Source organism: Pantoea sp. Acro-807 (assembly GCF_011752675.1).
GTDB classification, from domain to species: Bacteria; Pseudomonadota; Gammaproteobacteria; order Enterobacterales; family Enterobacteriaceae; genus Pantoea; species Pantoea eucrina.
On the sequence record NZ_VWXE01000003.1, the window covers coordinates 172163 to 190777 of the forward strand.

The following is an 18615-nucleotide window of genomic DNA, read 5'->3' on the forward strand; positions in this document are numbered from 1 at the left end:
GATGCAGTTACCGTTACCTTCGCTGATGCAGGCGCAGCTGGCCGGCATCGCAGAACGTCTGCAGCTGTCGCTGCCGGCGCTGACGTCTGAACAGGCTGGCGCGCTGGCCTTCAGTGACTTTATCGCAGATAACCTGCAGCAGCAGCCAGCATGGTGGCAGCAACTGCAGCAGCAGCCTCCTCAGCCTGATGAATGGCAGCACTATGCTCTGTGGCTGCAGCAGGCGCTGCAGCATGCGGATAGCGAGGCCGCGCTGATGCGTGAGCTGCGCCTGTTCCGCCGGCATATGCTGGTGCGTATCGCCTGGATGCAGGCGCTGCAGCACGCCACGACCGAACAGAGCCTGACGCAGCTTAGCGTACTGGCAGAAAGCCTGATCGCTGCCGCCCGCGATCGCGTGTGGCAGGATTGCTGTCGCGATTTTGGCACGCCCTGCAACGAGGCGGGCGAGCCGCAGCCGCTGCTGATCCTCGGCATGGGCAAGCTGGGTGGCGGAGAACTCAACTTCTCCTCTGATATCGATCTGATCTTTGCCTGGCCGGAGAGCGGCGTCACGCGCGGCGGGCGACGCGAGCTGGACAACGCACAGTTTTTTACCCGCATGGGGCAGCGCCTGATAAAAGTGCTGGATCAGCCTGGCGTCGATGGTTTTGTTTACCGCGTAGATATGCGACTGCGTCCGTTCGGCGATAGCGGCCCGCTGGTGATGAGCTTTGCGGCGCTGGAAGATTACTATCAGGAGCAGGGGCGTGACTGGGAGCGCTACGCCATGGTCAAAGCGCGTCTGATGGGCGACGATCGCGGCGAGTGGAGCCAGGCGCTGCAGCAGATGCTGCGGCCGTTTGTCTATCGCCGCTATATCGATTTCAGCGTGATTCAGTCGCTGCGTAACATGAAAGGGATGATCGCGCGTGAAGTGCGCCGTCGTGGCCTGAAAGATAATATCAAGCTGGGTGCCGGCGGTATCCGCGAAATCGAATTTATTGTGCAGGTGTTTCAGCTGATTCGCGGTGGACGTGAGCGCTTACTTCAGTCGCGCTCACTGCTGCCAGTGCTGCAGGCCATCGGTGAGCTGGAGTTGCTGCGTCCGCAGCAGGTCAGTCAGCTGCATGACGCCTACCTTTTTTTACGCCGGCTGGAGAATCTGCTGCAGAGCATCAATGATGAGCAGACGCAGACGCTGCCGCAGGATGCGCTCAACCGGGAGCGTCTGGCGTGGGCGATGAACTGCGCTGACTGGGAAGCGCTGACGGCACAGCTAACGGCGCACATGGCCGCCGTACGCGCGGTGTTTGATGAGCTGATTGGCGACGATGCCCCGGACGTTGATGACCAGCCGGAACTGGCGGAATTTGCGGCACTCTGGCAGGACACGCTGGAGGAGCATGAACTGACGCCGGTGGTGCCGCAGCTGAATGAAACGCAGCGGCAGCGTTTTTTTTACGTGCTTAATGACTTCCGGCAGGATGCCAGCCGGCGCACAATCGGGCCGCGTGGCCGGCTGGCGCTCGACCAGCTGATGCCGCGCCTGCTGGGGGAGATCGCTTCGCGTGAGGATGCCGACAGCGTACTGGAGCGCCTGACGCCGCTGCTGCTGGGGGTGCTGACGCGCAGCACCTATCTTGAGCTGCTGACTGAGTATCACGGCGCGCTGCGTCACCTGATCCGTCTCTGTGCCGCCTCACCAATGATTGCCAGCCAGCTGGCGCGCTATCCGCTGCTGCTGGATGAGCTGCTCGACCCCGCCACGCTGTATCAGCCCACTGCCACTGACGCCTACCGTGACGAACTGCGGCAATATCTGCTGCGTATTCCGGCAGAGGATGAAGAGCAGCAGCTGGAGGCGGTGCGCCAGTTCAAACAGGCGCAGCTCTTGCGTATTGCCGCAGCAGATATCGCCGGAACGCTGCCGGTAATGAAAGTAAGCGATCACTTAACCTGGCTGGCAGAGGCGATGATCGAGTCGGTGGTGCAGCAGGCCTGGCAGATGATGGTACAGCGCTATGGGCGGCCATCACATCTGACGCGTGACGATGAGCGCGGCTTTGCCGTGGTCGGCTATGGCAAGCTGGGGGGCTGGGAGCTTGGCTACAGCTCCGATCTCGATCTGGTGTTTCTGCATGATTGTCCGGAGAGTGCAGAGACCGACGGTGAACGCGTCATCGACGGAAGGCAGTTTTATCTGCGTCTGGCGCAGCGCATCATGCATCTCTTCAGCACCCGCACCGCCTCCGGTATTTTGTATGAGGTGGATGCCCGCCTGCGTCCTTCTGGCTCAGCAGGCATGCTGGTCAGCACCTTCGACGCCTTTGAAGAGTATCAGCGTAATGATGCCTGGACCTGGGAGCATCAGGCGCTGGTGCGTGCGCGTATTGTCTTTGGTGAGCCGGCGCTGATGGCGCGTTTTACGCAGATCCGCCACGCTATTCTCAGCCTGCCCCGTGCAACAGCACCGCTGCGGGCTGAGGTACGTGAAATGCGCGAAAAGATGCGTGCGCACCTGAGCAACAAACATAAAGGGCGCTGGGAGATAAAAACAGATGCAGGCGGTATTACCGATATTGAATTCATTGCCCAGTATCTGGTCTTAGCGTCAGCGGCGGATCGGCCGGCCCTGACGCGCTGGTCAGATAACGTGCGCATTTTTGCTCTGATGGCGGAGCACGATATTATGCCTGCCCAGGAAGCGCAGGCGCTGACGCATGCTTACGTCACGCTGCGTGATGCGCTGCATCATCTGGCCCTGCAGGCGCTGCCGGGTCACGTGGCACCGGATCGTTTTGCCCGCGAGCGCGGCATTGTCAACGCCAGCTGGCAGCGCTGGCTGGGCACGGTTGAGCCAGACAGTTGAGGCGTGCGGCGGCATCTTACCCTGCGGCGGGTATATGGTATTATCCGCGCAATATTTTGAGCGTAGTCTGGAGTCTCTGAAATGAAAGTAACACTGCCCGCGTTTGGCAAGGCCACCGTACTGGTTGTTGGCGATGTGATGTTAGACCGCTACTGGTATGGCCCGACCAGCCGCATTTCACCCGAGGCGCCGGTGCCGGTCGTCAAAGTGGATACCATTGAGGAGCGTCCGGGCGGCGCGGCCAACGTGGCAATGAACATTGCCGCGCTGGGTGCCGCATCGCGTCTGATTGGGCTGACCGGTGAGGATGATGCCGCGCAGGTACTGAGCCGCACGCTGGAGCAGGTTAACGTCAGCTGTGACTTTGTGGCGCTAAAAACGCATCCCACCATCACCAAGCTGCGCGTGCTGTCGCGCAACCAGCAGCTGATCCGGCTGGACTTTGAAGAGGGCTTTGATCAGGTCGATCCGCAGCCCATCCACGATCGTATGCGTCAGTCGCTGTCACAGGCTGGCGCGCTGGTGCTGTCAGACTACGCTAAAGGTGCCCTGAGCAGCGTCCAGACCATGATCGGGCTGGCCCGCGAAGCGGGCGTACCGGTACTGATCGACCCGAAGGGCACCGACTTTGAGCGCTATCGCGGTGCAACCCTGCTGACGCCAAACCTGTCTGAATTTGAAGCCGTTGCCGGCAAATGTAAAACCGAAGCGGACATCGTCAGCCGGGGAATGCAGCTGATCGCTGACTATGCGCTCTCAGCGCTGCTGGTAACCCGTTCTGAAAACGGCATGACGCTGCTGCAGCCGGGTAAAGCGCCCCTGCATATGCCGACGCAGGCGCAGGAAGTCTATGACGTGACCGGTGCCGGCGATACGGTTATTGGCGTCCTGGCCGCGGTCCTCGCGGCAGGTGACACGCTGGAAAACGCCTGTTTCCTTGCCAACGCGGCGGCAGGCGTCGTGGTGGGCAAGCTGGGAACCTCTACCGTCAGTACGGTGGAGCTGGAGAACGCTATTCATGCACGTCCCGAAAGCGGCTTTGGCGTGATGACGGAGAGCGAGCTGAAAACCGCCGTGGCTCAGGCGCGTCAGCGCGGCGAGAAAGTGGTGATGACCAACGGCGTGTTTGACATCCTGCATGCAGGACACGTCTCTTATCTCGCCAATGCCCGCAAGCTGGGCGATAGGCTGATTGTGGCGGTGAACAGCGACGCGTCAACCCGGCGTCTTAAAGGCGAAACCCGGCCGGTTAATCCGCAGGAGAACCGGATGATCGTGCTGAGCGCACTCGAAGCGGTGGACTGGGTCGTACTGTTTGAAGAAGATACGCCGCAGCGTCTGATTGCCGATGTGCTGCCGGATTTGCTGGTGAAAGGGGGAGATTACAAGCCGGAAGAGATCGCAGGCAGCAAAGAAGTGTGGGCCAACGGCGGTGACGTACGCGTGCTTAACTTTGAAGATGGCATCTCCACCACCAACATTATTAAAACGATCCGCAGTCACTGAGCAGACAGCCGGGGGCAGCAGCCACCCGGCTGATCATATTTACTGTGGCGTATCGATTTTACCGGCCGGATCGGGCGTCACCACTGCTGGCGCCGGTGCCGCCGGGCTTTCACTCTCCAGTTTAGCCAGACGCTGCTCCAGGGCTGCCAGCTTTTCGCGGGTGCGCAGCAGGACCTGAGTCTGCACATCAAACTCTTCACGGTTAACCAGATCCATACGGGTCAGCTGCGCCTGCAGAACCTGCCGGATTTTCTTCTCCACGTCGTCGCCAAAGTCGCGGATGCCTTTCGGCATCGCTTCATGGACCTGGCGCGCCAGTTGTTCAATTTTTTTTGTGTCGATCATGGTTATTTCCTGATTGCGGTGGCTGTGAGCAGCACGTTTTCCGACGGTACAAGAAGTAAGTGTAATGCCAGAACCAAAAAGGTTAAACCCGAAATCCGCAACGCATGATGTGCAAAAGCAATTGCACTTTTGTCGATTGCCCGTCCCGGTGAATAACGCTATAGTGATTTTGCTTATTCTCAGGGCGGGGCGAAATTCCCCACCGGCGGTAAATCAGCTTCTGCTGAAAGCCCGCGAGCGCTTTTGCGACCGTGCAAAAGGACAGCAGATCCGGTGTGATTCCGGGGCCGACGGTTAAAGTCCGGATGGGAGAGGGTAACGACATCAGCCGGGTTTATGCCCGCGTCACGTTTTTGCCATGTGTATTTTTCACGCACTCCTAAGCTCGCCCTGGTTCTGGTAACTCATAATATTTTAAGGTTAATTACCATGAATCAGACGCTTCTTTCTGAATTTGGCACGCCGGAACAGCGTGTAGAACGTGCACTTGACGCACTGCGTAACGGTCGCGGTGTGATGGTTCTTGACGATGAAGATCGCGAGAACGAAGGCGATATGATTTTTGCCGCCGAGACCATGACCACAGAGCAGATGGCGCTGACTATCCGCCACGGCAGCGGCATTGTCTGCCTCTGCATCAATGAGGCCCGCCGCCAGCAGCTCGATCTGCCGATGATGGTAGAGAACAACACCAGCTCTTACGGCACCGGATTTACCGTTACGATTGAAGCCGCAGCGGGAGTGACCACCGGCGTCTCTGCAGCTGACCGCATCACCACTATCCGCGCCGCGATTGCTGATAATGCTAAACCGGCTGACCTGCACCGTCCGGGACACGTTTTCCCGCTGCGCGCGCGCGAAGGTGGCGTACTGACGCGCGGCGGTCATACCGAGGCCACGCTCGATCTGGTCACGCTTGCGGGCTTCAGGCCGGCTGGCGTCCTGTGCGAGCTGACTAACGACGATGGCAGCATGGCGCGCGCCCCTGAAGCGATCGCGTTTGCGCAGCAGCATGATATGCCCGTGGTGACCATTGAAGATCTGGTGGCTTACCGCCGCCAGCGTGAGACCCGTCAGGCCAGCTAAAGCTGGCATACAAAAGCAGACCAGCCGGAGGGCGGGAAATCAGCCCGCGCCGGCGGTCTGCAGCAGCGTCAGACTCAGCCCCATCACCGTCATCCCACACAGCACGCCATAGCTCGGGTTATTGTGCGGATCGATTTCGCGCGCCAGCGGCATCAGTTCATCCACCGAAAGTGCGACCATAATCCCTGCGACGGCGGCCATAATGGCAGCAATCACTACCGGCGACAGCGCCGGACCGAGCAGCAGAAAGGCAATGACGCCGCCCAGAATTTCCGCCATACCAGAAATACAGGCCCAGAACAGCGCTTTGGCTTTGGAACCGGTCGCCGCGTACATCGGCCCGGCAACCGCCAGTCCTTCAGGAATATTGTGGATGGCCACGGCTAAAGCGATGCCCAGCCCCAGCTCCATATCGCTGCTGGCAGTAACAAAGGTGGCGACCCCTTCAGGAAAATTGTGCAGGCTGATGCCCAGCGTCAGCAGCACAGCAGTTCGCTTCAGGTTAACGGGACGACCCTGAGTGGCCATCAGATCCTGCGGATGCTGATGCGGCAGCAGGCGATCCATCGCGAAATAGCCGAGCAGGCCGAGCATAAACATACCGTATCCCAGCATCGGTGACATTCCCGCAGTATGCAGCGCCGCTGGCAGCATCTCCATCAGCGAAATCAGTAGCATAATGCCGGCGGCGAAGCCGAGCGCAAAGGCGAGCAGACGGTTTGACGGCTTTTGACCGAGAATGCCAAACAGGGCGCCAATAAAGGTGGCACCACCGGCCAGAATAGTGAGCAGTAAAGGCACCGACATAGCAAGCTCCATGATGATAATGATTACCAGTTACATTATAATTAACCTTATAAAATATCGAGTTATTAAGCGTAAAGTTATGTCGTTCACGCTTATTCAAATTTGCTGACAGACATTATCACGCTTCTCCGCGTTTAAGTGGCCTGGCAAGCGCGTATTGTGACGCTTATGAAAGCAACAGCGATGAGGTGTGAAAATGTGTGATGGCCGTATGCCTGCTCTGTTTCTGGGGCATGGCAGCCCGATGAACGTGCTGGAAGAGAACCGTTATACCCGGGTATGGCAGCAGCTGGGCAGAGATCTGCCGCGCCCGTGCGCTATTCTCGCGATTTCCGCGCACTGGTACACGCGCGGAACGCGGGTAACCGCCATGGAACAGCCACGCACTATTCACGATTTCGGCGGATTTCCGCAGGCGCTGTTTGACGTGCGCTACCCGGCACCCGGGTCGCCTGCGCTGGCGCAGCGCGTAACGGAGCTGCTGCCGGCGGCAGAAAAAGATGAGAGCTGGGGGTTCGATCACGGCTCGTGGGGCCTGCTGGCCAAAATCTATCCTGAGGCGGATATTCCGCTGGTGCAGCTCAGCGTGGACAGTACCCGGCCCGCCGCATGGCATTTTGAGGCCGGACGTAAGCTGGCTGCGCTGCGCGATGAGGGGATCCTGCTGGTTGCGAGCGGCAACGTGGTACATAACCTGCGCAAGCTGCAGTGGCAGGGGAGTGCGCCGGCGTATCCATGGGCCGAAGCGTTTAACCAGTATGTGCGCGATAATCTGCCCAGCGACGCGCCGGCAGCCGATCATCCGCTGGTTAACTATCAGCAGCATCCGGGCGCGGCGCTTTCGCATCCGACGGCTGAACACTATCTGCCGCTGCTCTATATTCTGGGCGCACGCGCAGCGGGTGAGGCGGTCAGCGTGCCGGTTGAGGGCATGGAGATGGGCGCAATCAGTATGCTGTCAGCGCAGGTGGGATAACGGCCCGCGGCGTCGCAGGCCGGAAGGGGGCGCACCGGAATGCGCCACCAGGTTAGCCGATAAAAGTATGCGGATAGAAGCGCGACAGATCCTGGGTGATCAGCGCCCGATCTTCGCGTAAGCCAATCCCCGCCGGCTGATCGTCTATCAGCCAGCTGCCAATCAGCGTATAGCTGTCGCCAAATCGGGGCAGCGCGCAGAACTGCTGGATAATCATACCCTCTTCGCCGTAGGGACCATCAGCGCGTGCAATTTCGTTGCCGTTTTCAATAATACGGATGTTGGCGCCCTCACGGGAGAAGAGCGGCTTCACCACATATTTATCCATCTGCGGCGCCTGGCTGTCATCTGCAAACCAGGCGGGCAGCAGATTAGGATGGTCCGGAAACATCTCCCACAGCAGCGGCAGCAGGGCTTTATTGGAGAGGATGCTTTTCCAGGCGGGTTCCAGCCAGCGTACGCCGGCATCGGCCAGCTTGGTTGAAAACACTTCGCGCAGCATGAATTCCCAGGGGTAGAGCTTGAACAGGTTGCTGATGACGCGATCGTGCTGGTCGGTAAACTGGCCTTTTTCCCCCAGTCCAATCTCGTCGATATAGAGAAACTCGCCGGGAAGCCCCGCTTCTGTGGCGCAATCCTGCAGATACTGTACCGTTGCGCGATCCTCTTCCGTATCACGGCAGCAGGCAAAGTGCAGCAAGTTAAAGCCGTGCTGCTGCTGCAGAACCGCAAACCGCTCAATCAGCTTCTCCTGCAGGCTGTTGAACTGATCGCTGCCCGCCGGCAGGTTGCCCGCTTTAAGCTGGTCTTCGAGCCAGATCCACTGAAAAAAAGCGGCTTCATAAAGTGAAGTTGGCGTGTCGGCGTTATTTTCCAGCAGCTTGATCTCACCGCTGCCATCCCACACCAGATCCAGACGGGAATAGAGCGAAGGCTGACGCTGAGCCCAGGATTCGCGGACAAACTCCCAGGTGTGTTTCGGAATGCAGAAGCGGGCGAGCAGCGCATCGCTGTTAACCACTTTTTCCACCGCCTGCAGGCACATCTGATGCAGCTCTGCCGTAACGCTTTCCAGCGTCTCCACCTGTGCCAGCGTGAACTGATAATAGGCCTCTTCACACCAGTAGGGCTCGCCATACATCGTGTGAAACTGAAAGCCATATTCAGTGGCTTTTGCACGCCAGTCCGGGCGTTCGCTGATAGCAATACGTTGCATACGGCGCTTAGCCTCCCAGCGAGCGACTGCTGGTGCCGCTGGCGCTGCTGCGCTGCATGCTGTTTTGCTTCGCGACCGTCTCACCAAAGCCACCGCGGGTAATGGTTGAGGTCGTGGCCGGTTTAGGCGCCATCGCGGTTTTAGGCACGTTCATGGTGCGGCCAGAGGTCGCTGAGCCATAATTTTTACCGGCGGCGTCTACGAACTGTCCGTTAGCCGGGCTGGCAGGCGTTTTAGGGGAAAACAGCGGCTGCTGAGCAAAACCGGCGCCGCCGCCCATCATACGTCCCATCATGTAGCCAGCCATCAGCGGCATCCAGAAGCCGCCGCTGTGCTGTGCTTCGGCATTGTTTGCGGTGGTGCCCGCACCCGCCTGAGCCGGTGCCTGCTGGCACTGATTTTCGCCAAATTCCGCCACGCAATCTTCGCGTGAGGCATATTTAGGCGCGGTGCGCTCCGCCTCTTTCAGCGCATTGTTATAAGCGGCTTTACACTGACCGCTCTGATCCGGATTGGCTTTCGCACAGTCGTCAGCATTCTGATAGAGCGAAACTGTTTCGTCGCTCTGTTCGCAGCCTGCCAGCATAAATACTGCAGTGACCGCCAGCGCGACGGGCGTAAGATGACGTGCATGCCAGCCTTTACGAAAAGCGGCATGACGGATATTTTTTGTCCGTTTCATAGTGATTATCCTGTACCCAGAGTTGCAGTCAGGATAGGTGATGCGAGGGGGGATTTAAAGCGTGAAGCCTGACAGGGCGCGGATCTTTACGTAGCTATACGTTCAAATGCGAAAGGGGCCGCAGGGGCCCCTTTTGCTGTCAGCGGCTGAATGGATTGCCGCTGTTGCGCGCTGCCGGCTGAACAGACGCCGCCGGAGCGGAAGCTGCCGCCTGCGGTGCGCTGTCGGCCTGTGCAGTCTGCTGGCTATTTTCCGGCGCGACGACTTCAGGTGAGGTCGTCACCTCTTTGCCCAGCGCGCTGTTCAGCTGCTGCAGGTCCTGCTCATTGAGAGTACCCAGCGCATATTTGATATTCAGCTGGTTAATCAGATAGCTGTAGCGCGCGTTGGAGAGCTGCTGTTTAGCGTTAAACAGCGTAGTGGTCGCGTCCAGTACATCAACAATCGTACGGGTACCCACCTGATAGCCTGCTTCAGAGGCGTCGAGTGAGCTTTGCGCAGAGATCACTGCCTGTTTGTACGCATCAATGCTGCTGATTGACGCATTCACGTTGTTAAACGAGGAGCGTACGGTCTGCACCGCGCTGCGATGCGCGCCTTCCAGCTGTTCGCTGGCGGCGACAAAGTTGTACTGCGCCTGTTTCACCTGCGAGGTCACTGAACCACCGCTGTAGAGCGGTAATGAGAAGCTCAGGCCGACCTGATTTGAACCCGAGATCGAGTCGTTATTGGTGATGCTCTGATTCGCCCGGCTGCCGCTATATTTATTGTTAGACAGACCGGTCGACGCCGTCAGATCCAGCGTAGGCATATGGCCCGATTCAGCATAGCGGATCTGCTCACGAGCCAGATCCTGGCTCAGGCGCGCAGAGAGCAGGTTAAGGTTGCGACTCTCAGCTTGCTTTAACAGGCTGGCGACCGCATCAGGCCGTGCTGTTTTAAAGCGATCGATGCTCAGCGAGGCCAGGGAGAGGTAGTCCATCCCGGTGATCTGACGCAGCGATTCAACCGCATTATCCAGCGTGTTTCGGGCCGTCACTTCATTCGCCAGCACGCTGTCATACTGGGCGCGGGCGTTCTGTACATCGGTAATCGCCACCAGGCCGACATTAAAGCGCTGCGTGGTTTGATCCAGCTCGCGATAAATGGACTGTTTCTGCGCTTCGGTATAGGAGAGCGTATCAATCGCATTCAGCACGTTGAAGTAGGCGGTAGCGGTATTGAGGATCAGATCCTGCTGCGCGACCTGGTAGGTGACATCCTGAATGCCGGCAGTTTTTTCCTGCAGCGTCAGGCTGCGCCACTTTGACATATCAAAAATCGTCTGCGTTAATTGCAGCGAGGCGCTTTTGGTAGTGGTGTTCAGTCCGCTGTTATCACGATAGCCGTTGTTATAGGTGTAATCTGCACCCAGGCCCAGCTGCGGCAGCAACGGGCTGCGCGCTTCGTTGATCTTTTCAAACGCAGCGTCGCGATCGGCGGCAGAGGCACGCAGATCGGGATTGCTCAGGCGCGCCTGCTGATAAACCTGCAGCAGGTTTTCTGCCTGGCTGGCAAGGCTGAATCCGCCCAGGCTCAGTCCAATAAAAAATGGGAGCAGTTTTTTCATTTGCATTCCTTTTGTTGCAGCCTGTGACGCGAAAAGTGCTGCTGCTAAGCCAAAAAAATAATCGCCGATTTTACAGAGGCGCTGTCAGAGATAGGTTGGCTGAACGTGCCTTCTTTCCCTAATTTACGTAAATAATTCAGAAAGAACCACTCGGATGGAGCACAAGGGTTGGCTTTTCGATGCTCTATCCCAATCTGCATAAGGAACCAGACGATGGCGGGCGAAAAAAAATCCCCTGTGACTTTCACAAAAAACGATGTAGAAATTATTGCACGCGATACCCGTTATGACGGTTTTTTTTCCATCGTCAGCTATCGCTTTCGCCACCGCCTTTTTAATGGCGGAATGAGTGGTGAAGTGGTGCGTGAAGTTTTCGAGCGCGGACACGCCGCCGTGCTGCTACCCTATGATCCCCTGCGCGACGAAGTCGTTTTAATCGAACAGATCCGCATTCCGGCTCTTGATTCCAGCGCCACACCCTGGCTGCTGGAGATGGTGGCAGGTATCATTGAGCCCGGAGAAACGCCGGAAGAGGTCGTACGACGCGAAGCACAGGAAGAAGCGGGCCTGAATGTCGGGCGCGTGAAACCGGTTATCAGTTATTTAGCCAGCCCTGGCGGCACCTCTGAACGGTTGTCGGTGCTGGTGGGTGAAGTGGATGCCAGCCTGGCAGAAGGGAACCATGGGCTGGAGGAAGAGAATGAGGATATTCTCGTACATGTGGTGAGCCGCGAACAGGCTTATCGCTGGGTGGAAGAGGGGATTATTGATAACGCAGCTTCTGTCATTGCGCTGCAATGGCTGGCGTTGCACCATGAAACACTACGACGTGAGTGGAAGGTAAAATGAAACAGCGCTATACCCCTGATTTTCCCGAAATGATGCGCCTGTGCGAAACGAACTTCGCGCAGCTGCGTCGCCTGCTGCCGCGCAGTGATGAAGCAGGCGCCTCGGTGCTCTATCAGGTCAACGGCGCCCGTTATCAGCTGACGATTGAAGAATCAACGCGTTATACCACGCTGGTTGAAATCCGGCAGGTGGCGCCGGCGGTAAGCTACTGGAGTCTGCCCGCGATGTCAGTGCGGCTCTATCACGATGCGATGGTCGCTGAAGTGTGTTCCACACAGCAGATCTATCGCTTTAAAGCACGCTATGATTATCCTAATAAAAAATTGCATCAGCGTGATGAAAAACATCAGATTAACCAGTTTCTGGCTGACTGGCTGCGCTACTGCCTGGCGCACGGTGCTCTGGCCGTGCCTGTTTGCTAAACGCGTCTGACGCATTGATGGCGTGGAGATTAAGGAAACGCTTTGGATAGCCTGCTCACTTTTCCTGCGGCACCAGGATCCGCAATCCGGATCCTGCAGATCACTGATACCCATCTCTTCGCGGGGAAGCACCAATCTTTGCTGGGGGTTAACACCTGGGCGAGCTTCGATGCGGTGCTGGATGCTATCGCGGCACAGCAGCACGAATATGATCTGATTATCGCGACCGGCGATCTGGCGCAGGATCATACCGTGGAAGCGTACCAGCATTTTGTTGCCGGTATTGCCCGCCTGCAAAAGCCATGCGTCTGGCTGCCCGGTAATCACGATTTCCAGCCAGCCATGGTGAATACCCTCGCCGAAGCAGGCATAGCGGCAGATAAACATGTTCTGCTGGGGGAGCAGTGGCAGCTACTGCTGCTCGATAGCCAGGTATCTGGCGTGCCACACGGCATGCTGAGCGACTATCAGCTGGAGTGGCTGGCAGCGTCACTTGCGCGGTTTCCTGGGCGGCACTCGCTCATCCTGCTGCACCATCATCCGGTGCCTTCCGGCTGTACCTGGCTCGATCAGCATAGCCTGCGTAACCCGCACCAGCTGGAAGCGGTGTTACAGGCTTTTCCGCAGGCGCAGCATCTGGTATGTGGCCACATTCATCAGGAGCTCGATCTTCACTGGCAGGGGCGCCGGGTTCTGGCCTCGCCTTCTACCTGCGTCCAGTTCAAACCGCACTGCACCAGTTTCACCATTGACACGCTGGCCCCCGGCTGGCGCTGGCTGACATTAGCGGCGGATGGCTCACTGGAGACGGAAGTGAATCGCCTGCAAAGCGATATGTTCCGGCCGGACCTTGACTCAGATGGGTACTGATTAATGGCCACGCTGCTCTATCTGCACGGATTTAATAGCTCGCCGCAGTCAGCCAAAGCGACGCAGCTGCAGGCGTGGTGCGCCGCAGCGCAGCCGCACATTAATGTTCTGGTGCCTCAGCTGCCCGCTTTTCCGGAGGAGGCCGCCAGCCTGCTGGAAGAGTTAGTGATGCAGCATACCGGCGAACCGCTGGGGCTGGTTGGCTCATCGCTGGGCGGCTATTTCGCGACCTGGCTGTCGCAATGTTTTATGCTGCCAGCGGTGGTGGTGAATCCGGCGGTACGCCCGTTTGAGCTGCTGACGGATTATCTGGGCGAGAACCGTAATCCCTACACCGGCCAGCAATATGTGTTAGAGTCACGCCATATTTACGATCTGAAAGTGATGCAGATTGACCCGCTTGATGCGCCCGATCTGCTCTGGCTATTGCAGCAGACCGGCGATGAGATCCTCGACTATCGCCAGGCACTGAATTACTACAGCGCATGCCGGCAGACGGTTGAAGCGGGCGGCAATCACGCCTTTATCGGATTTGAACGCCATTTTACGCAGATAGTAGATTTTCTGGGTTTATCCCTCTCCTAAGCTGCGTCATGGGCTCCTTTTTCTCTTGTTCATCAGACAAATACAATGAGCCAATCAAACTATAATGCTGACGCGATTGAGGTCCTGACCGGCCTTGAGCCTGTGCGTCGCCGTCCGGGTATGTATACCGATACCACCCGGCCAAACCATCTGGGTCAGGAAGTTATCGATAACAGCGTCGATGAAGCGCTGGCGGGCCATGCCAGCCGGGTCGAGGTGATCCTGCACGCCGATCAGTCACTGGAAGTGATCGACGACGGGCGCGGTATGCCGGTGGATATCCATCCGGAAGAGGGCGTACCGGCCGTTGAACTGATCCTGTGCCGGCTGCACGCAGGCGGTAAATTCTCCGGTAAAAACTATCAGTTTTCCGGTGGCCTGCACGGCGTGGGCATCTCGGTTGTCAACGCGCTCTCCACGCGGGTGGAAGTGACCGTACGGCGTAATGGTGAAGTGTATCGTATCGCTTTTGAGCATGGCGAAAAGGTTGAAGACCTGAAAGTGATAGGTACGGTCGCCAAACGTAACACGGGCACCAGCGTGCATTTCTGGCCTGACGTCAGTTTCTTTGACAGTCCGCGCTTTTCCGTATCGCGCCTGAAACACCTGCTCAAAGCGAAAGCGGTACTCTGTCCCGGCGTTGAGATTGTCTTTAAAGATAAGGTGAACAACAGCGAACAGACCTGGCTCTATCAGGATGGTCTGACCGATTATCTGAGTGAGGCGGTCAACGGGCTGCCCACGCTGCCGGAAACGCCATTTACGGGCAGCTTTGCCGGTGACGTGGAAGCGGTAGACTGGGCGCTGCTGTGGTTACCGGAAGGGGGCGAGCTGCTGACGGAAAGCTACGTTAACCTGATCCCGACCATGCAGGGGGGAACGCACGTAAACGGTCTGCGCCAGGGATTGCTGGATGCCATGCGCGAATTCTGTGAATACCGCAATATTTTACCGCGCGGCGTTAAGCTGTCAGCGGAAGATATCTGGGATCGCTGCGCCTACGTGTTATCGGTAAAAATGCAGGATCCGCAGTTTGCCGGTCAGACCAAAGAGCGTCTCTCCTCGCGCCAGTGCGCGGCCTTTGTGTCGGCGGTGGTGAAAGATGCGTTCAGCCTGTGGCTGAACCAGAACGTGCAGGCGGCAGAAATGCTGGCTGAGCTGGCGATCTCCAGCGCGCAGCGCCGTATGCGCGCGGCGAAAAAGGTGGTGCGTAAAAAACTCACCAGCGGGCCGGCGCTGCCGGGCAAGCTGGCAGACTGCACCGCCCAGGATCTGAATAAAACCGAGCTGTTCCTGGTTGAGGGTGACTCAGCGGGCGGATCGGCCAAGCAGGCGCGCGATCGCGAATATCAGGCGATTATGCCGCTGAAAGGTAAGATCCTGAACACCTGGGAAGTCTCTTCTGATGAGGTGCTGGCGTCGCAGGAGGTGCATGACATCTCCGTGGCGATTGGTATCGACCCGGATAGCGAAGATCTGAGCCAGCTGCGCTACGGCAAAATCTGTATTCTGGCGGATGCGGACTCCGATGGCCTGCACATCGCCACGCTGTTGTGCGCGCTGTTTGTGAAGCACTTCCGTTCACTGGTGCAGCAGGGACACGTCTATGTTGCGATGCCGCCGCTCTATCGTATCGATCTCGGTAAAGAGGTCTATTATGCGCTGGATGAAGATGAAAAAGAGGGCGTGCTGGAGCAGCTGAAGCGGAAAAAAGGCAAGCCGAACGTACAGCGTTTTAAAGGGCTGGGTGAAATGAACCCGCTGCAGCTGCGCGAAACCACGCTCGATCCGAATACCCGGCGTCTGGTACAGCTGACCATTGCCGATGAGGATATTGAGCAGACTCTGCGCGTAATGGATATGCTGCTGGCGAAGAAACGCTCCGAAGATCGCCGCAACTGGCTACAGGAGAAAGGCGATCTCGCCGATCTCGACGTTTAATGACGGCGACGCGCGCTGAGGATAACACGGTGAAAATTACTCTCGAAGAGCTGCGCGCCTGGGTGGCGGTGGTCGACAGCGGTTCGATCACCGCCGCTGCAGAACAGCTGGAGCAGACCACCTCCGGTATCAGCCGCGCGCTCAGCCGGCTGGAGAGTAAGTTACAGACCACGCTGATGCACCGCACCACGCGCCGTCTGGCGCTGACCGATGAGGGCGCGATTTTTCTCGAGCACGCCCGCCAGATCCTCACCTCCGTTGAGCGGGCCGAAGAGCAGATAGCCCGCCGCCGTGAGACGCCTGCCGGGCGACTGCGCATTAACGCCAATACCCCCTTTATGCTGCACGTCATCGTGCCGCTGCTGGCGGAGTTCCGGCAACGCTATCCGCAAATTGAACTTGAACTCAACACCGACGACATCGTTATCGATCTGCTGGAACAGCAAACGGATATCGCTATTCGCATTGGCGAACTGCGCGACTCGACGCTGCGCGCCAGGGTGTTAGGCAGCAGCGCGACGCGACTGGTAGCCAGTCCGGACTATCTGGCAAAACATGGCATACCCGATAGCGTAGCCGCGCTGAGCCAGCACCAGCTGATCGGGTTCAGCCAGCTGGATACCCATAACATCTGGCCCGTCTGGCAGCAGGAGGGGGAGTTTCTGCGTATTAAACCCACCCTGACCGCCTCCAGCGGCGAAACGCTGCGCCAGCTGGCCCTGCAGGGGCTGGGTATTGTCAGGCTCTCTGATTTTGTCAGCCGGGAAGATCGCGAACAGGGGCGGCTGATGGATGTGCTGGCGAGCGAAACCCGGGAGCTACGTTTGCCGGTGCACGCCGTCTACTATCGCAACCAGACGCTGAGTTCGCGCGTCACCTGCTTTCTCGATTTCCTGCAGGAGAAAATCCAGCGTCAGCAGCTGATTTAAGCATTCGGGCGGCAGACGCTCCGGCATAGCCAGAGCGTTGCCTGAGGAGAGGGTCAGCTGGCCGGTTCCAGCACCAGGATTTTCACATCCACCACGTCGTCTTTGATGCGGGCGCGATGTGCATCCATATGCGGCATCTGCTGATGCTGCTCCAGCGCGCGCAGCGAGGCCCACTGCTCCAGCATAAAGATGGAGTCAGGTGAGTTTTGCTTCCACGGCACCTGCGCCTGATGGTCGAGCAGCGCATCATACTGATGGCAACCCTCTTCCTGCAGTACCGCCGGAATCAGCTCATTGATAGCATCCAGCACCGCCTGACGACGGCCCGGTTTAACACAAATTTCAGCGACGACTGTTAACATAGCGCTTCCTCTTTTACCGTTGTGCTTACAGTTAAGCAAAGATTGCGCTGAGATGAGTCCGATAACGCGCAATATCGCGCGGCACATCGGGCTGTTTAATAACGTCGTTGCAGATAAAGGTGGGCAGCGCCTCCATTCCGAGGAACTGGTTGGCCTTATGGAAGTGCAGATAAAGGCCATCCACGCCCACGCCTTCAAAGAACTGATCGGCTTCAGTAAAGGCTTCCAGCGGCGCGTTCCACGTCAGCGACAGCATATATTTTTTACCCTGAATCAGGCCGCCGGAACCATATTTTTTACTGGCGTCGCTGCGTGAGCGGCCATCGCTGGCGTAAAGTTTGCCGTGACCTTCGGTAAAGATCTCATCGATATATTTCTTCACCGTCCACGGCTCGCCCATCCACCAGCCCGGCATCTGATAGATCACCACATCGCTGTCCAGATACTTCTGGATCTCCTCTGCGACGTCGTAGTTACTGTCGGCCAGCGTGACAGAGACCTGATGACCGAGATCGCGCAGCTGACTGGCCGCGACGTCGGTCAGCGTATGGTTAAGTTCGCCTTTTGAGTGAGCAAAGGTTTTGCCACCGTCAATGATCAGAATGTTGCTCATACTGTTTTGCACCTGAATGTTAGTTTGATACGGCACACTCTACGCGCGAAAGTTGCGGGGAAAAACGTGCCACGGGTCACAATACTGTTGCTTATAAAGCAATAATGCTCCGGCGTGTGAAACACTCTGTGCGCAACCCGGAATTAAAATAAGAAGAGGCTATGAAAAAACAGATCACTATCGCGCTGCTGCTGGTAGCGGGCACGGCTCAGGCGCAGTCACGTCTCGATCTCATTCAGCAGCAGCAGACGCTGCGCGTCTGTACCACTGGCGACTATAAGCCCTACAGCTTTCTGCGCAGTGATGGAAAATATGAAGGGCTGGATATCAGCATGGCGGAGTCGCTGGCCGCCAGCCTGGGCGCCAGAGTCGCGTGGGTGCCGACCACCTGGAAAAAACTGAGCGCCGATTTTGTTGCCCGCCAGTGCGATATCGCGCTGGGCGGCGTATCGGTCACGCTGAAGCGTCAGAAAATCGCCTGGTTTGCCCGACCGCTCGGCACAGATGGCAAAATTCCGCTGGTGCGCTGTGAGGACAAAGCGCGCTATCAGACCATTGCGCAGATAAACCGGCGTGAGGTGCGGGTCATCGAGCCTGCCGGAGGCACTAACGAAGCGTTCGTGCACAGCCATCTGCCGCAGGCTACGCTGCAGCTGGCAGAGAATACGACCATCTTTCAGCAGCTGACGGATAAAAAAGCGGACGTGATGATCACCGACGCGTCTGAAGCGCAGTTTCAGCAGCAGCACTATCCGTCACTATGCGCCATTAATCCGGATAAGCCGATGCAGTATGGTGAAAAAGCTTACATGCTGCCGCGCGATGATATGAGCTGGAAACTCTACGTGGATCAGTGGCTGCATCTGGCGACTGCCACGGGCGAATATGCGGCGATCCAGCAAGCGTGGCTGGGTAAAGAGCCCTGATGCGGTATGACGTCACACCGGGTTTTCTGCAGCAAAATCA

18 protein-coding genes and 1 riboswitch are annotated in these 18615 nt (G+C 57.8%); of the genes, 11 read left to right on the plus strand and 7 right to left on the minus strand.

The features are described 5' to 3' along the window. The first annotated feature begins 1 nt into the window (after position 1). Both glnE and hldE read left to right on the plus strand, forming a co-directional pair. A complete protein-coding gene (gene glnE, locus F3J39_RS09600; protein WP_166714119.1) occupies positions 2 to 2851 on the plus strand; it encodes a bifunctional [glutamate--ammonia ligase]-adenylyl-L-tyrosine phosphorylase/[glutamate--ammonia-ligase] adenylyltransferase in 2850 nt (949 codons plus the stop codon). Positions 2852 to 2932: 81 nt separating this feature from the next. Continuing rightward, positions 2933 to 4357 (plus strand): bifunctional D-glycero-beta-D-manno-heptose-7-phosphate kinase/D-glycero-beta-D-manno-heptose 1-phosphate adenylyltransferase HldE, encoded by a 1425-nt coding sequence (hldE, locus tag F3J39_RS09605; RefSeq protein WP_039380223.1) that lies wholly within the window; start codon positions 2933 to 2935, stop codon positions 4355 to 4357. Positions 4358 to 4396: 39 nt separating this feature from the next. Here the strand turns inward: hldE and F3J39_RS09610 are convergent, their stop codons facing one another. Then, positions 4397 to 4702: an accessory factor UbiK family protein gene (locus tag F3J39_RS09610; RefSeq protein WP_034828368.1), complete on the minus strand. Its 306-nt coding sequence runs from the start codon at positions 4700 to 4702 to the stop codon at positions 4397 to 4399. 171 nt (positions 4703 to 4873) lie between these two features. Next, positions 4874 to 5023, plus strand: a riboswitch (FMN riboswitch). A 108-nt stretch (positions 5024 to 5131) separates the two neighbouring features. Here F3J39_RS09610 and ribB point away from each other — a divergent pair. Then, entirely contained in the window at positions 5132 to 5788 is a 657-nt protein-coding gene (ribB, locus tag F3J39_RS09615) for a 3,4-dihydroxy-2-butanone-4-phosphate synthase (RefSeq protein ID WP_039380221.1), read from the plus strand. 39 nt (positions 5789 to 5827) lie between these two features. Here the strand turns inward: ribB and zupT are convergent, their stop codons facing one another. Continuing rightward, on the minus strand, positions 5828 to 6595 hold the full coding sequence (gene zupT, locus F3J39_RS09620; protein ID WP_166714120.1) for a zinc transporter ZupT: 768 nt from the start codon (positions 6593 to 6595) through the stop codon (positions 5828 to 5830). A gap of 196 nt (positions 6596 to 6791) precedes the next feature. On the opposite strand from zupT, the gene ygiD reads away from it, so the two are divergent. After that, on the plus strand, positions 6792 to 7571 hold the full coding sequence (gene ygiD, locus F3J39_RS09625) for a 4,5-DOPA dioxygenase extradiol (RefSeq protein WP_168713753.1): 780 nt from the start codon (positions 6792 to 6794) through the stop codon (positions 7569 to 7571). 52 nt (positions 7572 to 7623) lie between these two features. On the opposite strand, the gene F3J39_RS09630 is transcribed toward ygiD, so the two are convergent. The 3 genes from F3J39_RS09630 to tolC form a co-directional block, all read right to left on the minus strand. Beyond that, the gene (locus F3J39_RS09630) at positions 7624 to 8787 is read right to left on the minus strand and encodes a glutathionylspermidine synthase family protein (RefSeq protein WP_166714121.1); all 1164 of its coding nucleotides are present in this window, start codon (positions 8785 to 8787) and stop codon (positions 7624 to 7626) included. Positions 8788 to 8794: 7 nt separating this feature from the next. Beyond that, on the minus strand, positions 8795 to 9469 hold the full coding sequence (locus tag F3J39_RS09635) for a DUF1190 family protein (protein ID WP_166714122.1): 675 nt from the start codon (positions 9467 to 9469) through the stop codon (positions 8795 to 8797). 139 nt (positions 9470 to 9608) lie between these two features. Further along, complete coding sequence (tolC, locus tag F3J39_RS09640) at positions 9609 to 11078, minus strand: outer membrane channel protein TolC (protein WP_039380213.1); 1470 nt, start codon at positions 11076 to 11078, stop codon at positions 9609 to 9611. 213 nt (positions 11079 to 11291) lie between these two features. Between tolC and nudF the strand changes: the two genes are divergently transcribed. The 6 genes from nudF to F3J39_RS09670 are packed head-to-tail and all read left to right on the plus strand — an operon-like array spanning position 11292 to position 16674. Continuing rightward, the gene (gene nudF, locus F3J39_RS09645) at positions 11292 to 11927 is read left to right on the plus strand and encodes an ADP-ribose diphosphatase (RefSeq protein WP_039380210.1); all 636 of its coding nucleotides are present in this window, start codon (positions 11292 to 11294) and stop codon (positions 11925 to 11927) included. Continuing rightward, a complete protein-coding gene (locus tag F3J39_RS09650) occupies positions 11924 to 12349 on the plus strand; it encodes a DUF1249 family protein (protein WP_039380208.1) in 426 nt (141 codons plus the stop codon). The genes nudF and F3J39_RS09650 overlap by 4 nt, the downstream gene beginning before the upstream one ends. Before the next feature lie 42 nt (positions 12350 to 12391). Continuing rightward, positions 12392 to 13219 (plus strand): 3',5'-cyclic-AMP phosphodiesterase, encoded by an 828-nt coding sequence (cpdA, locus tag F3J39_RS09655; protein WP_039380205.1) that lies wholly within the window; start codon positions 12392 to 12394, stop codon positions 13217 to 13219. Between the two features lie 3 nt (positions 13220 to 13222). Beyond that, positions 13223 to 13804, plus strand: a complete 582-nt coding sequence (yqiA, locus tag F3J39_RS09660) for an esterase YqiA (protein ID WP_039380202.1) — start codon at positions 13223 to 13225, stop codon at positions 13802 to 13804. 45 nt (positions 13805 to 13849) lie between these two features. Continuing rightward, positions 13850 to 15745: a DNA topoisomerase IV subunit B gene (gene parE, locus F3J39_RS09665; RefSeq protein WP_039380200.1), complete on the plus strand. Its 1896-nt coding sequence runs from the start codon at positions 13850 to 13852 to the stop codon at positions 15743 to 15745. Positions 15746 to 15774: 29 nt separating this feature from the next. After that, on the plus strand, positions 15775 to 16674 hold the full coding sequence (locus F3J39_RS09670; protein ID WP_039385639.1) for a LysR substrate-binding domain-containing protein: 900 nt from the start codon (positions 15775 to 15777) through the stop codon (positions 16672 to 16674). Between the two features lie 53 nt (positions 16675 to 16727). Here the strand turns inward: F3J39_RS09670 and F3J39_RS09675 are convergent, their stop codons facing one another. Both F3J39_RS09675 and F3J39_RS09680 read right to left on the minus strand, forming a co-directional pair. Beyond that, entirely contained in the window at positions 16728 to 17036 is a 309-nt protein-coding gene (locus F3J39_RS09675) for a putative quinol monooxygenase (protein ID WP_039380197.1), read from the minus strand. A 31-nt stretch (positions 17037 to 17067) separates the two neighbouring features. Then, entirely contained in the window at positions 17068 to 17649 is a 582-nt protein-coding gene (locus F3J39_RS09680) for an NAD(P)H-dependent oxidoreductase (RefSeq protein WP_071669235.1), read from the minus strand. A 161-nt stretch (positions 17650 to 17810) separates the two neighbouring features. On the opposite strand from F3J39_RS09680, the gene F3J39_RS09685 reads away from it, so the two are divergent. Beyond that, positions 17811 to 18575, plus strand: coding sequence for a transporter substrate-binding domain-containing protein (locus F3J39_RS09685; protein ID WP_166714123.1), 765 nt, complete (start codon positions 17811 to 17813; stop codon positions 18573 to 18575). The last annotated feature ends 40 nt before the right edge of the window (positions 18576 to 18615 follow it).